At 64.4% G+C, this 15,345-nt stretch carries 16 protein-coding genes and 1 riboswitch; of the genes, 7 read left to right on the top strand and 9 right to left on the bottom strand.

The window, feature by feature from the left end; translation table 11 throughout:
* The first annotated feature begins 27 nt into the window (after positions 1–27).
* A complete protein-coding gene (locus tag AADV58_RS13350; RefSeq protein ID WP_028994750.1) occupies positions 28–510 on the top strand; it encodes a MotA/TolQ/ExbB proton channel family protein in 483 nt (160 codons plus the stop codon).
* Positions 507–866: a DUF2149 domain-containing protein gene (locus tag AADV58_RS13355; RefSeq protein ID WP_051295330.1), complete on the top strand. Its 360-nt coding sequence runs from the start codon at positions 507–509 to the stop codon at positions 864–866. The genes AADV58_RS13350 and AADV58_RS13355 overlap by 4 nt, the downstream gene beginning before the upstream one ends.
* Here AADV58_RS13355 and cobN read toward each other — a convergent pair.
* From cobN to AADV58_RS13375, 4 genes are read right to left on the bottom strand one after another with little or no spacing between them, the layout of a single operon-like run.
* Positions 844–4,839 (bottom strand): cobaltochelatase subunit CobN, encoded by a 3,996-nt coding sequence (cobN, locus tag AADV58_RS13360; RefSeq protein ID WP_341743432.1) that lies wholly within the window; start codon positions 4,837–4,839, stop codon positions 844–846. The genes AADV58_RS13355 and cobN overlap by 23 nt on opposite strands.
* Positions 4,836–5,138, bottom strand: coding sequence for a DUF2149 domain-containing protein (locus AADV58_RS13365; protein ID WP_341743433.1), 303 nt, complete (start codon positions 5,136–5,138; stop codon positions 4,836–4,838). Before AADV58_RS13365 ends, cobN begins: the two co-directional genes overlap by 4 nt.
* On the bottom strand, positions 5,135–5,596 hold the full coding sequence (locus tag AADV58_RS13370; RefSeq protein WP_245580519.1) for a hypothetical protein: 462 nt from the start codon (positions 5,594–5,596) through the stop codon (positions 5,135–5,137). Before AADV58_RS13370 ends, AADV58_RS13365 begins: the two co-directional genes overlap by 4 nt.
* Positions 5,596–6,117, bottom strand: a complete 522-nt coding sequence (locus AADV58_RS13375; protein ID WP_081700152.1) for a ZrgA family zinc uptake protein — start codon at positions 6,115–6,117, stop codon at positions 5,596–5,598. Before AADV58_RS13375 ends, AADV58_RS13370 begins: the two co-directional genes overlap by 1 nt.
* Before the next feature lie 68 nt (positions 6,118–6,185).
* Positions 6,186–6,416, bottom strand: a riboswitch (cobalamin riboswitch).
* A gap of 120 nt (positions 6,417–6,536) precedes the next feature.
* Here AADV58_RS13375 and AADV58_RS13380 point away from each other — a divergent pair.
* From AADV58_RS13380 to AADV58_RS13400, 5 genes are all read left to right on the top strand, one after another.
* Positions 6,537–6,803, top strand: a complete 267-nt coding sequence (locus AADV58_RS13380; protein WP_245580518.1) for a hypothetical protein — start codon at positions 6,537–6,539, stop codon at positions 6,801–6,803.
* A 29-nt stretch (positions 6,804–6,832) separates the two neighbouring features.
* Complete coding sequence (gene rpsD / locus AADV58_RS13385; RefSeq protein ID WP_028994745.1) at positions 6,833–7,450, top strand: 30S ribosomal protein S4; 618 nt, start codon at positions 6,833–6,835, stop codon at positions 7,448–7,450.
* Between the two features lie 18 nt (positions 7,451–7,468).
* A complete protein-coding gene (gene hemP, locus AADV58_RS13390; protein WP_043420982.1) occupies positions 7,469–7,699 on the top strand; it encodes a hemin uptake protein HemP in 231 nt (76 codons plus the stop codon).
* A 265-nt stretch (positions 7,700–7,964) separates the two neighbouring features.
* Positions 7,965–8,171, top strand: a complete 207-nt coding sequence (locus AADV58_RS13395) for a hypothetical protein (RefSeq protein ID WP_028994744.1) — start codon at positions 7,965–7,967, stop codon at positions 8,169–8,171.
* A complete protein-coding gene (locus AADV58_RS13400; protein WP_028994743.1) occupies positions 8,155–8,586 on the top strand; it encodes a hypothetical protein in 432 nt (143 codons plus the stop codon). Before AADV58_RS13395 ends, AADV58_RS13400 begins: the two co-directional genes overlap by 17 nt.
* 117 nt (positions 8,587–8,703) lie before the next feature.
* Here the strand turns inward: AADV58_RS13400 and AADV58_RS13405 are convergent, their stop codons facing one another.
* The 5 genes from AADV58_RS13405 to AADV58_RS13425 are packed head-to-tail and all read right to left on the bottom strand — an operon-like array spanning position 8,704 to position 15,121.
* Positions 8,704–10,044: a dihydroorotase gene (locus AADV58_RS13405; protein ID WP_028994742.1), complete on the bottom strand. Its 1,341-nt coding sequence runs from the start codon at positions 10,042–10,044 to the stop codon at positions 8,704–8,706.
* Between the two features lie 2 nt (positions 10,045–10,046).
* Entirely contained in the window at positions 10,047–10,607 is a 561-nt protein-coding gene (locus tag AADV58_RS13410) for a carbonate dehydratase (RefSeq protein ID WP_028994741.1), read from the bottom strand.
* Entirely contained in the window at positions 10,604–12,547 is a 1,944-nt protein-coding gene (gene thrS / locus AADV58_RS13415) for a threonine--tRNA ligase (protein WP_341743434.1), read from the bottom strand. Before thrS ends, AADV58_RS13410 begins: the two co-directional genes overlap by 4 nt.
* A 37-nt stretch (positions 12,548–12,584) precedes the next feature.
* Positions 12,585–14,018, bottom strand: a complete 1,434-nt coding sequence (gene cysS / locus AADV58_RS13420; protein ID WP_341743435.1) for a cysteine--tRNA ligase — start codon at positions 14,016–14,018, stop codon at positions 12,585–12,587.
* Positions 14,015–15,121 carry a GTP-binding protein gene (locus AADV58_RS13425; RefSeq protein WP_341743436.1) on the bottom strand — a complete coding sequence of 369 codons (1,107 nt, stop codon included), beginning with the start codon at positions 15,119–15,121 and terminating at the stop codon, positions 14,015–14,017. Before AADV58_RS13425 ends, cysS begins: the two co-directional genes overlap by 4 nt.
* Positions 15,122–15,345 lie beyond the last annotated feature (224 nt).

The following is a 15,345-nucleotide window of genomic DNA, read 5'->3' on the forward strand; positions in this document are numbered from 1 at the left end:
ACCTCAACACAACCCCAAGGAGTATCCATGTCCCAACTCGTCGAACTGACCATGTACCAGATCTCGCAGCTCTTCCTGCTGCCGACGCTGGCCCTGATCACCGCCCTCTTCCTCTACGCCTTCTGGGTACTCGGTGAATTCGCCGTGCTCGCCTGGCGGCGCCGTAGCGGGAATGGCCGCTTTCTTCTCAACCACTTCCGCAGCCAGCCGACGCTTTCCGACGACCAGCTCGACCTGCTCGCGCACAAGGCGCTGGAGAACCCACGCATCGCCAGCCGGGTCACGCCCATGCTCGGCCTCGTTGCCACCATGATCCCCATGGGACCGGCGCTCAAATCGCTGTCCGACGGCAACCTGGCCGAGGTTTCGCACAACCTGACGATTGCCTTCGCCGCCGTCATCCTGGCCCTGATCGCCGCCTCGATCACCTATTGGGTGGTCAACGTCCGCCGCCGCTGGCTGGCCGAAGAAATCCTGGAAATCCAGGCGCTGCGCGGAGCCCACGCATGAGCCTCAAGCTGCTGCACGAACCGGAAACCGAAGACCCGATCCTGTCGGTGGTCAACCTGATCGACATCTTTCTGGTCATCATCGCCGCGCTGCTCATCACCGTCGCCCAGAACCCGCTGATCAATCCGTTCAACAAGCAGGACGTGACGGTGATCACCGACGCCGGCAAACCGACCATGGAAGTGCTGGTCAAGAAGGGCGAGAAGATCGAGAAATACAAGGCCAGCGGCGAAATCGGCGGCGGCGACGGCGAGAAGGCCGGCGTTGCCTACAAGATGAAGGACGGCTCGATGGTCTATGTTCCCGAAGGTAGCGAAGCTGCAGCCAGTGCCGTCACTGGCGAGCCTGTCGATTGAATCTGGCACGCTGAACCACGGCACCACCAATCAGCGGCACAAGTAACAACGCCAACAACCATGACGGCGACGGCACATCCGGTACGGGCCGTGCCACCAGGCGCTCACCGCGGACGGGTTGGTAGCCGTCGGCGACCTCGGCCGTCGCCGTTGCGGCAGTCAGTTCGCTGACTGCAACAGGCGTCACGCCAGCCGGCAGGCGGCTGACGCCGCGCAAGGCGGTGACCGGGTTTTCAGGAAGTGCGGTCCTCACCCACGCTTCGACCGCCTGCGACGGCTTGCTCAGCGGGGCTTCGGCGGTCAGTTCGCGGTACAGCGTCGCCAGTTCCTGACGGGTGGCGGCATCCGCTTTCCAGTGTTGGTGGCGGACGGCCTGAATCAGGCGCTCCAGGGTTTGCGCGTAGGCCTGGGGATGGCTGCGCAGCCATTCGCGAACGCCGAGCCCGTGCTTGTCTCGCACGAAAACGTCGTGCATTCCTTGCCAGTGATCGTCGCGGACCGCGCCGTCCACGACGCTGGCCCAGCCCCAGGCGAACTGGGCTGCCTTGAGGACCTGCAAGGTGCCGGCGTAGCCTTCCTTCTGCATGGCTTCAACCCAACCAGGGTGTAGATAACGCGCCTGCATTTCCAGGGCGATGCTCTGCCCGGCCGTCTGCGCGTAGGGTTCGTCGGCCTGCTGCAACTGGCTGACGTGCAGTTCCAGCGGCTTGTCGCGGCCGGCGGCGCGGGCCGCGGCGGCCAAGCCGCCGAGGTACTGGAAGGGGTCGTCCGAGGTCATCATCCCGAACAGATTGGAGGTTCGCGACAGCAACGCCGCGTCGGTACGCCGCAGTTGCGCAGCGAGTGCCTGCGCGGCCACGCCGGCCGCCAGCCCGGCGACCGGCTGGCCGTCGACATAGGGCTGACTCATGCGCTGCAGAAACATCTGACCGAGGCGGGCGTCCTTTTCCTGTAGCCGATCGTCGAGCACCGCTTCGGCGATACCGGTGCCGTAGTCGCCGACGGCGTTACCGAACACCCGCGCCTGGCCGAGGCGGTCGGCAAGCGCACGCGGCGTGCCACGCTGGCGCAGTTCATCGGCCACCGCCCGACTGTGGCGAGCGACGCTGCCGCCGGGTTCGGCCGTGGCGACGGCAGCGACCGCCGTATCGACCAGCGCCATCAAGGCCGGAAACTGGTCGCGGTAGGAACCGGTCACACTGAGCAGGACATCGACGCGCGGTCGGCCGAGTTCGTCGGCGGGGATCACTTCGACGCCGCGCGGCCGACCGGCATCGTCCCAAACAGGCCTTACGCCCAGGGCGACCAGCGCCTGCGCCTCCATCACTCCCTGGTGGCGCAGGGTTTCGCCGGCCCACAGCGACAGGGCCAGACGTTGCGGATGGACGCCGGCGTGACGGTCCAGCCAGCCGGCCAGCCACTGATCGAAAAGCAGTTGCGCCACGGTGTAGGCCTGACGGGTTGGCAGGCGGCTGGGATCGAGGCCGATCAGGTTGCGCCCGGTCGGCAGGCTGTCCGGATTGCGGATCGGATCGCCGCCGTAAGCGGCCGGGATGAAACGCCCGGCCAGCGCGTCGAGCAGGGCCGGCATCTCGTTCTCGACGCTGAGCAAACGGTCGAGCGCCTGCGCCCGCCCGGCCAGTTCGCGTAAGGCCTCGGGGTCGATGGCCCGTTCGCCGGCCCGGTTGGGCACAGCGGTATCGTCGCCGGCACGGCGTAGATCGAGGCGACTGGCGGCCTCGGCATCGTTCAGCGCAACCGCGAGCCAGCGCATCGGCCGCGAGCTCTCGATGTGCCGGTAATCCATCAGGAAGGTTTCGTCGACGTCCTCGCCCAACGCATCGAGCAAGGGACGCTGAAGCGCCTGTAGAATCTGCAGGCGGAGCAAGGCCGGTTCGGGCACGCTGCCAAACACCGCCAGCCCGCGCGGCTGGCTGCCGTGGGCAAGCTGGTCGAGCCAGGGATGCAGGGCATCGAGGAAGGCATCGAGTTCGCGCTGCACCCGTTCGATCGGCCAGCCGAGATCGTGGTGCAGGCGGTTTTCGGCGATCAGCGCGGTCAAGCGCTGACCGACCGCAATTTTGGTCGGCCCTTCGTCGGCAATCGCCCACTCGTGCATCAGTTCGTGCAGTTGCGCCATGCCGGGCCCCAGGCCGCTGGTCGCCAGCACCGGCGTATGGTGACTGAGCAACACGGCGCGCCCGCGCCGCTTGGCGGTCAGCGCCTCGCCGAGGTTGTCGACGATGTAGGGATAGATCACCGGCAAGTCGCCCAGCGGCAGCAAAGCGTCGTCGAGGACGTCGAGCCCGCGCGGCTTGCCGCCGGCCCATTCCTGGGTACCGTGGGTACCGAAGTGGATCAGCGCATCGCCCTGGCGCGCCCACAGGTAAACCGCCAGATAATGGTGCGACAACGGCGTACCACTCTTGTGCGAAAACGGATTCTGGCCGCGATGCAGGGTTTCCTCGCGCGGCGGCTGCGGCAGCACCGAGACGTTGCCGAGTCGCAAGCGGGGAATGACGAAAACCTTCTCACCCTGCCAGTCGACCAGATAACGGCTTTTCTCCGGCTCGCCCCAGTGGCCGGCAATGCGCTGTCGCGTGTTGGCCGGCAGGCTGTTCCACCAGGCACGGTAGGTAGCCAGTGGCAGGGCCTCGGCCTGGTCGGCGGCGAGCAGGGCGCGCAGGTCGGCGTCGGGATAGTAGGCACTCAGCAAGGGTTGCAGGTTCGCCACCCAGGCCGCTTCGGGCAAGGATTGCGTGCGGTAGCCGGCGTGCACCAGCGCGGCGGTGACGTTTTCCAGGCTGCGCGGCACATTGAGGAAGGAGGCGCCGAAATTGCTGCCGCCGGCCGGATAGTTGTACACCATCAGCGCCAGCTTTTTCTCCGCCGGCGGCTTGCGCTGCAGCGCGACCTGCCGCGCGGCGCGGGCGATCAGCGCATCGGCCTGGCGCTCGATCAGTTCGACCGGCCGTTGATCGTCGGGATGGGCGGCAACGATCAGCGGATCAATGGCGCCTGCCGCCTCCGGCTGGAACAGGTAAAAGGGCGTGTCGGCCAGACGCAGGCCGGTCGCATCGTTCTGCCAGGCGGCGGTATCGCCATGGCGATAGGGCAAGGCCGACAGCAGCGGCACTTGCCAGCGCGCCAGCAGGGTCTGCAGGTCGGCGCCTTTCGACACCAGCTGGTGCAGCACCAGTAAGGCCGGGTGCGCCGTTTCCGGGCCGCTGTCGCGGCGGTCCGCACGCGCCACCAGCAACTGGCGCAGGCCACCGGCATCGAGTTGCTGACCGAAGACCGCATAGGCTGCCAGCCCGTGCGCGTCGAAGCGGCGCAACCAGGCGTCGAGCCAGGCTGTTTCGCCATTGACGAAATGATGGCGATGGACGAGCACCGCCACTGCCGGTCGCGGATCGCGACGCCAGGCTTGCAGGGCGTCGACGTCGGCCAGGAAGTCCGGTGCGTCCGGATGGTAGAGCCCCTGGCGCGGCCAGGGGCGCGGCGCCGGCAGGTCAGCCGCAGCTTGCGCTTCGCTCATGCCGGCGAGACGGCGGGTGGCCAGGGTCAGCGCGGCGCGGATGTTGCCTTCGCCGCCATGGCGCAGGTAATCGGCCAGCCGATCAGACGCGGCAACCGACTCGGGGCCAATCCAGACCACCGGCACCTTGACCGCCCCAGGCGGCAGCAAGTCGGCCAGCAGTGCCTGCGGCATCGCATGCGGCGCATCGACCCACAGCATGTCGGCACTGCCGGCCGCCGCCAGCAGGCGCTGGCGCTGCGCCGGGCGTTCGCTCTCCGGCAGGGTCAGCGGCGTATCGAAATGCCGGAACCGCCAGCCATTCGCCTGCGCCAGGCGTTCGACCAGGGCGGTGCGGGCCTTGGGCGTGATGTCGGCAGTCACCCACAACAGTTCGCGCGCCTGCGCGGCACCCGCCAGGCAGACGAGCAGCAGCCATCCCAGCCAGCGCATCATGGCTTGGCGGCCGGGCCGTCTTCCGGAACGTAGATGATGCTGCCGTCGCGCAAGCGGTAGGCAACGCCGGCCCGCACGCCCTCACCTTCGCCGCTGTCGCCGGTGCCCTGGTAGCGGATTTCCTGGCCGTTTTCCGGAATCGCCAGTTCCACCGGCGCCCCCGGATCACCAGCCGACGACAGATTGACCGCCGCCAGCAGGGCGACGACCAGAACGAGAAAGACATCGACCAGGTTGATCGACGACAGCATCGGGTCGTCGTCATCCTCTTCCAGGATGTTGAAATGCTTGAGGCTCACGCCAGGCCCTCCCGGCGCTTGCGAATGGCCAGCAGTTCGCCGAGCAGCCAGCGACGGCGCAGGGAATACAGGACCAGGCCGATGGCCGCCGCCGTCAGCGCCAGCACGACGCCGGCAAAGGCGTCGCTGAACACCGCCAGCGCAGCGCTGCCGTTGCCGCTGGCAACGCCGTGCAGGGCCGGGCCGAGCGGGATCATGGTGGCGATCAGGCCGAGCATCGGCGTCACCCGGCTGAGCAGGCGGAGCGGCTCAAGCCGGCGCAGGACGATCAGCTCGATCTCGTCGAACGCCAGTTCCGGTGCGTCAGGCAGACTGCGGAAGGCCGGCGAACGCCGCTGCCAGGCTTCGACCAGCACGGCACCGCTCATCCACAGGGCGTAGACCAGCGCCGCCGCCAGCAGCCAGAGAATCGGCGTCAGCAGCAACTGGGTGAGTTGGGTAAAGCCGGCCTCCAGCATCAGAACACCAGCGCCGGGAAACGCGGACGGATGGTCTGGGTCTTTTTCGCGCCAGCGCTCTCCAGGCGGACCCGCAACTGCTTGAGCCCCGGGTGGTCGCGGAAAGCACTGAAGCTTAGCGACTTGAGCGCTTCGGGCTGGGCGCATTCGAAGCGGATTTCGTGCACCAGGTTGGCAATATCGACCTTGGGATCGACTTCGCCCAGCGCCGGTTCGGTGCGACTGCCACTCAGCTTGCACTGGGCTTCGGCCGGCGGCTCGACAAAGCGCAGCGGGTCGGCGACACGTTCGACGAAGGCCTGCCAGACCTGCTGCTGTTTTTCGTTGCGGGGCGGATAGTCGTAGCCGAGATAGGCTTCCAGCGGCACATCGAGGCGCACTGTCAGCGCCGTGCCGTCAACACTGACCTGGACATTGCCGTGACCGTGGGTGTGGTTGCCGTGAGCCAGAGCAAGCGGGGAAAAACAGGCAGCCGCCGTGAACAGGGCGCACGCCGCCACACGCGTAGGGATTTTTGACATGGGAAGAAGTTCCGGAATGACGCCCTGCCGACCTCCCCGTCGACATCAGGCATTACGGCCCGGCGCATGCGCGGACCACCCTGTTGGCCGGTATCCGGGCTGGTGGATCTTGCCTTCACCGCCTTCCCGGGATGCGTTGCATCGCCAGTGGCTGCAAGGTGAAAGCTGGACGCGGACGTCCATCCACTTACCGTTGCGGGGGCAGCGCTGGTTGGATCTGCCTGACGGCCAATCTCCCAGCTTCCCGTTTAACCGCGCCTGCCGAGGCATGCGCGAGCACCAACGGGCGGATGTTAGCACAGCCTGCCAAAAGACACTTGACGCCAAATGAATTATTAACAATAATTCTCATTCAGTAGCCAGCAAGCCGCGTTTCCGGCCAGCCAGCCAGTTTCCCCGAACCGACTGGAGCGCCCCTCATGGAACACGCCGACATGCCCCTCGAACTCAGGCTGGCTGCCGTCATCCACCTGTTGTCCTCGTCAGCCCTGCGCGGCGCCACCTTCCACAAGACCGAAGCCTTGCGCACTCATCTGCGCAGCGTGGCCGACAGCGCCGACCTCAATCCCTACCTGAAGAGCACGCTGCAGGAAGTCCTCGGCGGCTGGGAGGCGGTGCACTGCCACCCCGCTTCGGTTCCGGTCGACTGCTACCCGCTGGCCCACCCCGGCTGCCAGACCCACTGACATCAATCACAGTACGAGAGAGAGTAATCATGTCCCGTTATACCGGCCCCCGCCTCAAAGTCCTGCGCGCCCTCGGCGTCGATCTGCCGGGGCTGTCACGCAAATCGATGCAGGAACGCAACCAGCCGCCCGGCCAGCACGGCGCCCGCAAAGTCACCTCGCGCAAGTCCGAATTCGGCCTGCAACTGATGGAAAAACAAAAGCTGCGCTACAACTACGGCCTGAGCGAACGCCAGCTGCGCCGCGCCGTTGCCGATGCCAAGAAGGATCGTGGTGCTACCGGCAACAAGCTGGTCGAACTGCTCGAACGTCGGCTCGACAACATGGTCTTCCGCGCGGGTTTCGCGCCGACCATTCCGGCCGCGCGCCAACTGGTCAGCCACGGTCATTTCCAGCTCAACGGCAAGCGCGTGACCATTCCTTCGATCCGCCTGCGCATCGGCGACGCCTTCGGCCCGACCGAGGCCGGACGTAAGATCGATCTGGTAAGGGCTACGCTGGAAGAGCCGGCGCTGGAGCGCCCACAATGGATCACCTTCGATGACGCGACGACCTGCGCCCGCCTGACCCACCTGCCCGACGGCGACGCGGCGCCCTTCCCACTCGACCTGCAGCGTGTGGTCGAGTACTACGCCACCCGGATGTAATCCCTCGAGGAGCCCATCATGGAACCGAGCAAACAGACTCTGCGCATTCCTTTCCTGCATGCCAACGGTCCGCGCCCGACCTTGCGTCTCAAGCCCGAACAAGCCGCCGCCCGGGCCGCAAGCTGCGCAGTCCAGTGCATCGCCAGCAAAGCCCTGTTTGGCGAATGCAACGAAATCTGCATCCGCCACAGCGGCAGCGAGTACCGCCTGCGCATCACCCGCCAGGGCAAGCTGATCCTGACCAAGTAAGCCCCACCGAGCAAGCCGGAGCAGGTCGCTGACCCCGCCTGCTCCTCCGGAGGGCGCCGATCACACGCCGGCGCCCTCCACCCGAAAATATAGCATTGTCACAAAACGAAACAATTCTTGTTTGACTAAATTCGCTATTCACGTATATTAAGAACCATTCTCACTCACGCGAGGCGCCACATGAACAGCCTGTTGATCCATACCGGTATCGCCGCCACCCTGCTCTGGCTGATGCTGGCCGGCGCCAGTTTCTGAGGAGAAAACCATGCCGAAAAGCGACATCTGGGCCGCCACCCTCAGCCTGGTCCTGATCCACGAAGAGACCGGGTGTCGTCAATCCGCGCTGCACGCGGCACGACTGCTTGAGCATCTGTGCGATCAGGACATTGATCATGAAACCCGTGAATTGTGCGAACGCGCCAGCCAACGCCTGGGTCAGCGTCAGGAGTTACACCATGCTTGCCCCGCTTGAAAACCGCGCCATCCTCGAAAAGGAACCTGCCGAGCCGCAGAGCGCCCTGGAAAGGGAAAACGCCGCCCTGCGCCGCGCCTTGCAGAAAGCCCGCAGCAGCCAGAAGCGGATGATCACGCTCAATGCTGCCCGCAGCATCGAACAAGCCAATCGCATCGCGGTGCTCGAAACACAATCCAGCAATCTACGCGCGCGCATCGCCCAGCTCGAATCCGGCCAGGCCATCATCGAACTGGGCCGGCAACTGATGGAACTGCGGGAAGCCAACGAACAATTGATCGTCGCCGCCCAGCGCGTCTGGCACTTGGACAAGACCATCTGCGCCGCGCACCGCGAGTGCGAGCGCCTGGCCCGCGAGCGCGACGACCTCGCCTTCCGCTTGTGCCAGCACGCCAGCCATCACATCGAACACTAAGTTTCTCACCCTCGCTTCCAGCAAGCCAGCCAGACGCCAGCCAGCTGTTTTTTTAAGCACAGCCAGGTGAAACTTCAGGATGGAACGCATCCTTCTTGACGCGGCTTGATGCTACGGTCAACCGGAAGAATCGCGCAAAAATGAAAGTGCTTGCCCACGGCAGTTCGGCCGTAATTGACCTTCATGCCAGGCAAGCTGACCCGAAACAACCGTAGTGGAAACCCGGCTGCGAAAGCGTCGGCCAACAAAGGGTGACCAGCCGCAACGGCTGAGGATGGGATCGTCCGGTGCATCGATATCGCGGCCGCCAATCAACACCAGATCGGCCCAGTAGCCTTCGCGCAGATAGCCGCGTTCGGCAATCGCAAACAGGTCGGCGACGCGGTGGCTGGTCTTGGCAACCAGCGTCGGCAGGTCGATGACGCCGTCGTGCACCAGCCCCATCAGGCCTGGCAGCGCGTGCTGGACGAGCGGCAGGCCGGACGGTGCCTGGAAGTAGTTGCCGGCCTTTTCTGCCAGCGTGTGCGGCGCGTGATCGGTACCGATCACATCCAGCCGGTTAGTGTTGAGCGCGGCGCGCAGGGCATCGCGGTCAGCCTCGGTTTTGACCGCCGGGTTGCACTTCAGATGACTGCCGAGGATGGCATAGTCCCGCTCGTCAAAGAGCAGGTGATGAACGCAGACTTCGGCGGTGATACGCTTGTCGGCCAGCGGCTTGTCTTCAAAGAGAGCCAGTTCGCGGGCGGTGGAAATGTGCAGCACATGTAGTTGTGTGCCGTGTTTCCTGGCCAGCTCGACCGCCAGCGAGGAGGATTTGTAGCAGGCGTCGGCGTCGCGAATCAGCGGATGGGCCGAGAACGGCACGGCGTCGCCATATTTTTTGCGCCATTTCTCCTCGTTGACCGTAATCGACGGTGTGTCCTCGCAATGGGTGATCAGGATGGTTGGCGCGCAGGCGAACAGGCGCTCCAGCACGGCCGGGTCATCGACCAGCATGTTGCCGGTGGAGGCGCCCATGAAGACCTTGATGCCGGCCACTTGGCGCGGATCAAGCGCGGCCACGGCATCGATGTTGTCGTTGGAGACGCCAAAGTGGAAGGCGTAGTTGGCCAGCGAATCCCGCGCCCCGATGGCTTTCTTTTCCGCCAGCGCCGCCATCGACAGGGTCGGCGGCTTGGTATTCGGCATGTCCATGAAGCTGGTGATGCCGCCAGCCACCGCCGCCGCCGATTCGGTCGCGATACAGCCCTTGTGCGTCAGCCCCGGCTCACGGAAATGCACCTGATCATCGATCATCCCGGGCAGCAGCCATTGCCCGGCGGCGTCGATTTCCTCATCGGCGCTGGCCGCGATGCTAGTCGCAATCTTGTCGATACGGCCATCGCGCACCAGCAGGTCGGATTCAAAAATTTGCCCTTCGTTGACCAGACGGGCGTTGCGGATCAGGAGGGTGGTCATGGTCAGAACTCGTTCTGCAGCTTCTTGTAGCCTTGCACCAACTCATGGTTGGTACGCACGACATCTTCCGAGAATTCGGTTGCTTCTTGCGGCACACGGGGCACAGTTGAAAGATCGGTTTTCGGGCCGATGCGTAGCGTGGAGGAGACGTAGAAACCCGGCGGCAGGTCGGTGCCATCGACCACAGCGTTGTGGCGGATGACGCAGCCATCACCGATGCTGCAATTGAAGACGACGCTGTTGAAGCCGAGAAAGACGTTGTTGCCGACCACACAGGGGCCGTGCACGATGGAGCGGTGGGCAATCGAGGTGTGCTCGCCAATATCGACCAGGGCGCCGGACTTGGAATGGATGACGACGCCATCCTGGATATTGGAGTGGGCACGGATGCGGATCGGCGCCAAGTCGCCGTCGGCATTCACCTCGTCGGCGCGGATCACGGCGTAGGGGCCGACGAAGACGTTTTCTTCGATGATGACCTTGCCGCAGATGATGGCGGTCTGGTCGACGTAGGCGGATTCGTGGATTTGCGGCAGATCGCCGCGCGGGTTCTTGCGGATCATGTTCTAGACTCGAAGGTGGTGGATAGGTCGTTAACCGGGGGCCAAGCTTCCTGCTGCAAGCGCGCGATGACCTCGTCCAGCGCCAGGCTGCCGAGATCCTCACCCGCTCGCGAGCGAAGTGCGACACGGCCTTCGGCTTTTTCCCTGTCGCCGACGACGAGCAGATAAGGCACTTTCTGCAGCGTGTATTCGCGGATCTTGTAGCCGATCTTTTCGTTGCGCAGATCGACCGAGGCGCGCAGCCCGGCCTTTTTCAAGGCTTGCAACACGCGTTGCGCATAGTCGGCCTGAGCTTCGCTGATGTTGAGCACGACCGCCTGTTGCGGGGCTAGCCAGAGCGGAAAGAGGCCGCTGTAGTGTTCGATCAGGATGCCGGTGAAGCGCTCGAGCGAGCCGAACAGTGCCCGGTGCAGCATGACCGGCCGTTCGCGTTCGCCCTGTTCGTTGATGTAGCTGATGTCGAAGCGCTCGGGCAGGTTGAGGTCGACCTGCAGCGTGCCGCATTGCCAGTCGCGACCGATGGCGTCGCGCAGCACGAATTCCAGCTTCGGGCCGTAGAAGGCCCCTTCGCCGGGATTGATGCGGTAGGCGATGCCCATCCGGTCGAGCGCGCCGGACAGCGCGCCTTCGAGCTGATCCCAGGTGTCGTCGCTGCCGATGCGGTTGGCCGGCCGCGTCGACAGTTTCACGGCAACATCGTCGAAGCCGAAATCCCGGTAGATGGCGAAAACCAGCGCGATGGTGCGGGCGCATTCGTCCTGCATTTGAGCCGGCGTGCAGAAGATGTGCGCGTCGTCCTGGGTGAAATGGCGCACGCGCAACAGGCCGTGCAATGCACCGGACGGTTCGTAGCGATGCACCTTGCCGAACTCGGCCATGCGCAGCGGCAGGTCGCGGTAGCTTTTCAGCCCCTGGGCAAAGAGGGAAACGGCGCCCGGGCAGTTCATCGGTTTCAGCGCGAAGATGCGCTCGTCCTCGGTCGTCGTCGTAAACATCGCCTCGCGGTAGTTGAACCAGTGGCCGGAGGTTTCCCACAGGCCACGATCCATCACGTCCGGGGTATTGACCTCGACATAATCAGCCCGCTCCTGCTGGGTGCGCATGTAGCCGATCAGTTGCTGGAACAGGGCCCAGCCTTTCGGGTGCCAGAACACCGAACCCGGTGCGCAGTCGTCGAAATGGAACAGGTCGAGCTGGGCGCCGAGCTTGCGGTGATCGCGCTTGCCGGCTTCTTCGAGGCGGGTCAGGTAGGCCTTGAGTGCCTTGGCATCCGGCCAGCAGGTGCCGTAGATGCGCTGCAGCATGGCGTTCTTGGCATCGCCGCGCCAATAGGCGCCGGCCACCTTGGTCAGCTTGAAAGCCTGTAGCTTGCCGGTACTTGGCAAGTGCGGGCCGCGGCAGAGGTCTTCAAAATCCCCTTGGCGGTAGAGCGACAAGGTTTCGCCCTCGGGAATGGCGCGGATCAATTCGGCCTTGTAGGACTCGCCCAGTTGCTCGAAATAAGCGATGGCCTCGTCTCGGGGCAGTTCGCGACGGCTGACCGGCAGATCGGCGGTGGCGAGTTCCTGCATGCGGGCTTCGATCTGCGCCAGATCGTCGGGTGTGAAGGGGCGCTCGAAGGCGAAGTCGTAGAAAAAGCCATCCTCGATGACCGGACCAATGGTGACTTGGGCACTGGGGTAGAGCTGTTTGACGGCCATGGCCAGCAAGTGGGCGCAGGAATGGCGGAGGATCTCCAGCCCTTCCGGGTCGCGGGCGGTGATCAGGCTGACGTTGGCATCCCGGTCGACGATGAAGGCGCCATCAACCAGCCGACCATCGACCCGGCCGGCCAGGGCGGCCTTGGCCAAACCGGGGCCGATGTTGGCAGCCAGTTCGGCGATGCTGACCGCTTGCGAAAAATGTCGTTGGCTGCCATCGGGCAGGGTGATGCTGGGCATGTTTTAGGGTCTCTTGATGTTGTCAGTGGGGGCAGCCTTACTGGCCGGCGGGACCGGATTGAGCCCGCCGGGATGCCACGGGCTCCGCGTGCAGGCGATGCCAGGTGGTGCCGCTGGCGCTGTCTTCGATTCCGATGCCCAGGGCGGCGAGTTCCTGGCGCAGGGCATCGGCGCGGGCGAAATCACGCGCTGCACGGGCGGCTTGCCGCGCGGCAATCAGGGCTTCGATCTGTTCTGGGCTCGGGCCGCTGGCCTGCCCGGTCGCCGCCATGCCGCCTTGCTGCCGCCACTGGGTCGGGTCGGCTTGCAATAGCCCGAGCAAATCGGCGCCATCACGCAGCACGGCGAGTAGCCTGGATTGCTCGTCCGGGTCCGAACATTTGCGCAGGGCGCTGGCGGTTTCGTGCAGACAGGCCAGTGCCAGCGGGGTGTTCAGGTCATCGGCCAGCGCCGCTTCGACGGCTTCGGCACGCACTTTGGGTGGCGGGCTGCCGGTAGCTGGCAGGCTGGCGTACAGGCGGTCGAGCGCTGCCCGGGCCTGATCGAGTGCGCTCAGCGAAAAGTCGAGCGGCTTGCGGTAGTGACCGGCGAGCAAGGCGTAGCGGATGACTTCGCCCGGGTAATGCTGCAGCAGGTCGCGCACGGTGCGGAAGTTGCCCAGCGATTTCGACATCTTTTCGCCGTCGACCGTGACATAGCCGTTGTGCAGCCAGTAGCGGCAGTACTGGCCACCATGGGCTCCTTCGCCCTGGGCGATCTCGTTTTCATGGTGCGGAAAGATCAGGTCCTGGCCGCCGCCGTGAATGTCGATCGACGGCCCGAGGTGGGTGTTGATCATCGCCGTGCATTCGATGTGCCAGCCCGGACGACCGACGCCCCAGGGGCTCTCCCAACCCGGCTGGGCTGCGGTCGACGGTTTCCACAACACGAAATCGGCTGGATCGCGCTTGTAGGGCGCGACTTCGACCCGCGCACCGGCAATCATGTCCTCGCGGTGGCGGCCGGAGAGCTTGCCGTAATCCGGCAGCGACGGCACGTGGAAGAGCACGTGGCCTTCGGCGGCGTAGGCATGGCCGCGTTCGATCAGGCACTCGATCAAGGCGATCATCTGCGGCACATGTTCGGTGGCCCAAGGTTCGACGCCGGGCGGCAAGGCATTCAACTGGGCCATGTCCTCACGGTAAGCCGCGGCAAAGCGCTCGGCCAGCACGCGGATAGCCTCGCCGTTGGCGGCTGCAGCCGCGTTGATCTTGTCGTCCACGTCGGTGATGTTGCGGGCGTAAATCACCTGCGGGAAGTGGCGCGCCAGCAGTCGGTAGAGCACATCGAAAACGACCACCGGGCGGGCATTGCCGATATGCACGTAGTTGTAGACGGTGGGCCCGCAGACGTACATCGTGACGCGCTGCAGATCGGCCGGTACGAAGACTTCCTTCTGCCGGCTCAAGGTATTGTGCAGGCGAATGGTCATGGCATGCGTCCTTCGGCAACCAGCGCTTCCCGGCGCTCGCCATCAAGCACGCCGCAGAACATGGCGAAGGCTTTTTCGATCAGGAGTTGATCAAGGCCACGCACGATGAACACCAGGCGGCTCTTGCGGTCGTTGTAGGGCGCTTCGGCCGGCCAATCGTCGAGGCGGGTGTAGGGGTAATTGGTGTGCTGAACGCATTGCACGACACGCGGCTGGTCGTCGCCAATGACGTTGAGCAGTCCCTTGATGCGCAGGATGCGGTCGCCCATACCCTGCAGCAACATGCTCACGGCGTCGACGAAACTGACCCACTGCAGCGGCTGGTCGAAAGTCAGGGCGAAGCTGTAAACCTCGGCGTCGTGCCGGTCGACATCGTGGTGATGGTGGTGATGGCCGTGGGCCTTGCGTCGTTCCTCGCGCACCTTTTCCTCGGCCAGCCAGCCGGCGACATCCGGCGTCTTGCTGCCCGGGTCGTAGAGGCCGCAGCCGGTCAGCGAAGCCAGCGCGACTTCGCCACGGCGCACGAAAATCTGCGGCGCGCCCGGGTTGATCCGGCGCAAGGTCTGACTGATCGCTTCGATGGCCGGACCATCGGCCAGATCGCACTTGCTGAGCAGCAAGCGGTCGGCCATCGCCACCTGCTTGACCGCCTCGGGATGCTGCGCCAGTTGTCCGGCCGCATGCGTCGCATCGACCACGGTCACCACCCCATCGATACGGAAGCGCTCGGCAATGAAAAAGTCTTCCATCAGCGTGAAGATGACCGGTGCTGGATCGGCCAGCCCGGTGGTTTCAATGACTACGCGGTTGATCGGCACGATCTTGCGCTGCAGGCTCTTCATGAACAACTCGGTCAGGCTGCGCGTCAGATCGCCGCGCACCGTGCAGCAGATGCAACCGGAGTCGAGCAGGATCAGGTCTTCGTCGATCTTGGTCACCAGATGGTGGTCGACCGCAACACTACCGAATTCGTTGATCAAAACGGCGGCGTTGGCCATGTCCGGCTGACTGAGCAGGTGATTGAGCAGCGTTGTCTTGCCGGCACCCAAAAAGCCTGTCAGCAGGGTGACAGGTATGCGCCGGTCGCTGGAAAGAACACTCATCGGATTAAGCCTTTTGCTGACGAAGTGAAGGTTATAAAAACAAAATGCAATGTTATAACATTGCATTTTTAACACCAAGACTCCGCGATGGATGAATCAATTCCCGAAACCCACAATTGGACTGGAAGTCGTTGTAACGCCCTCCTTCGAACAAAAGCCATCCCTTGTTTGCATACAGCATCGAGCCAGGTTGACTGAATGCAATCGATAAACGATAATTGTTC

The sequence above is a fragment of the Azonexus hydrophilus genome (assembly GCF_038368255.1).
Taxonomy (GTDB): Bacteria; Pseudomonadota; Gammaproteobacteria; order Burkholderiales; family Rhodocyclaceae; genus Azonexus; species Azonexus hydrophilus.

Bases quoted from the DNA above. Each gene is read 5' to 3' on its own strand.
- AADV58_RS13355 (WP_051295330.1), top strand. From the start codon at position 507: ATGAGCCTCAAGCTGCTGCACGAACCGGAAACCGAAGACCCGATCCTG.
- AADV58_RS13425 (WP_341743436.1), bottom strand. From the start codon at position 15,121: ATGAGTGTTCTTTCCAGCGACCGGCGCATACCTGTCACCCTGCTGACA.
- AADV58_RS13380 (WP_245580518.1), top strand. From the start codon at position 6,537: ATGGAACACGCCGACATGCCCCTCGAACTCAGGCTGGCTGCCGTCATC.
- AADV58_RS13400 (WP_028994743.1), top strand. From the start codon at position 8,155: ATGCTTGCCCCGCTTGAAAACCGCGCCATCCTCGAAAAGGAACCTGCC.
- thrS (WP_341743434.1), bottom strand. From the start codon at position 12,547: ATGCCCAGCATCACCCTGCCCGATGGCAGCCAACGACATTTTTCGCAA.
- hemP (WP_043420982.1), top strand. From the start codon at position 7,469: ATGGAACCGAGCAAACAGACTCTGCGCATTCCTTTCCTGCATGCCAAC.
- rpsD (WP_028994745.1), top strand. From the start codon at position 6,833: ATGTCCCGTTATACCGGCCCCCGCCTCAAAGTCCTGCGCGCCCTCGGC.
- cobN (WP_341743432.1), bottom strand. From the start codon at position 4,839: ATGATGCGCTGGCTGGGATGGCTGCTGCTCGTCTGCCTGGCGGGTGCC.
- AADV58_RS13395 (WP_028994744.1), top strand. From the start codon at position 7,965: ATGCCGAAAAGCGACATCTGGGCCGCCACCCTCAGCCTGGTCCTGATC.
- AADV58_RS13350 (WP_028994750.1), top strand. From the start codon at position 28: ATGTCCCAACTCGTCGAACTGACCATGTACCAGATCTCGCAGCTCTTC.
- AADV58_RS13410 (WP_028994741.1), bottom strand. From the start codon at position 10,607: ATGATCCGCAAGAACCCGCGCGGCGATCTGCCGCAAATCCACGAATCC.
- AADV58_RS13405 (WP_028994742.1), bottom strand. From the start codon at position 10,044: ATGACCACCCTCCTGATCCGCAACGCCCGTCTGGTCAACGAAGGGCAA.
- AADV58_RS13375 (WP_081700152.1), bottom strand. From the start codon at position 6,117: ATGTCAAAAATCCCTACGCGTGTGGCGGCGTGCGCCCTGTTCACGGCG.
- AADV58_RS13370 (WP_245580519.1), bottom strand. From the start codon at position 5,596: ATGCTGGAGGCCGGCTTTACCCAACTCACCCAGTTGCTGCTGACGCCG.
- cysS (WP_341743435.1), bottom strand. From the start codon at position 14,018: ATGACCATTCGCCTGCACAATACCTTGAGCCGGCAGAAGGAAGTCTTC.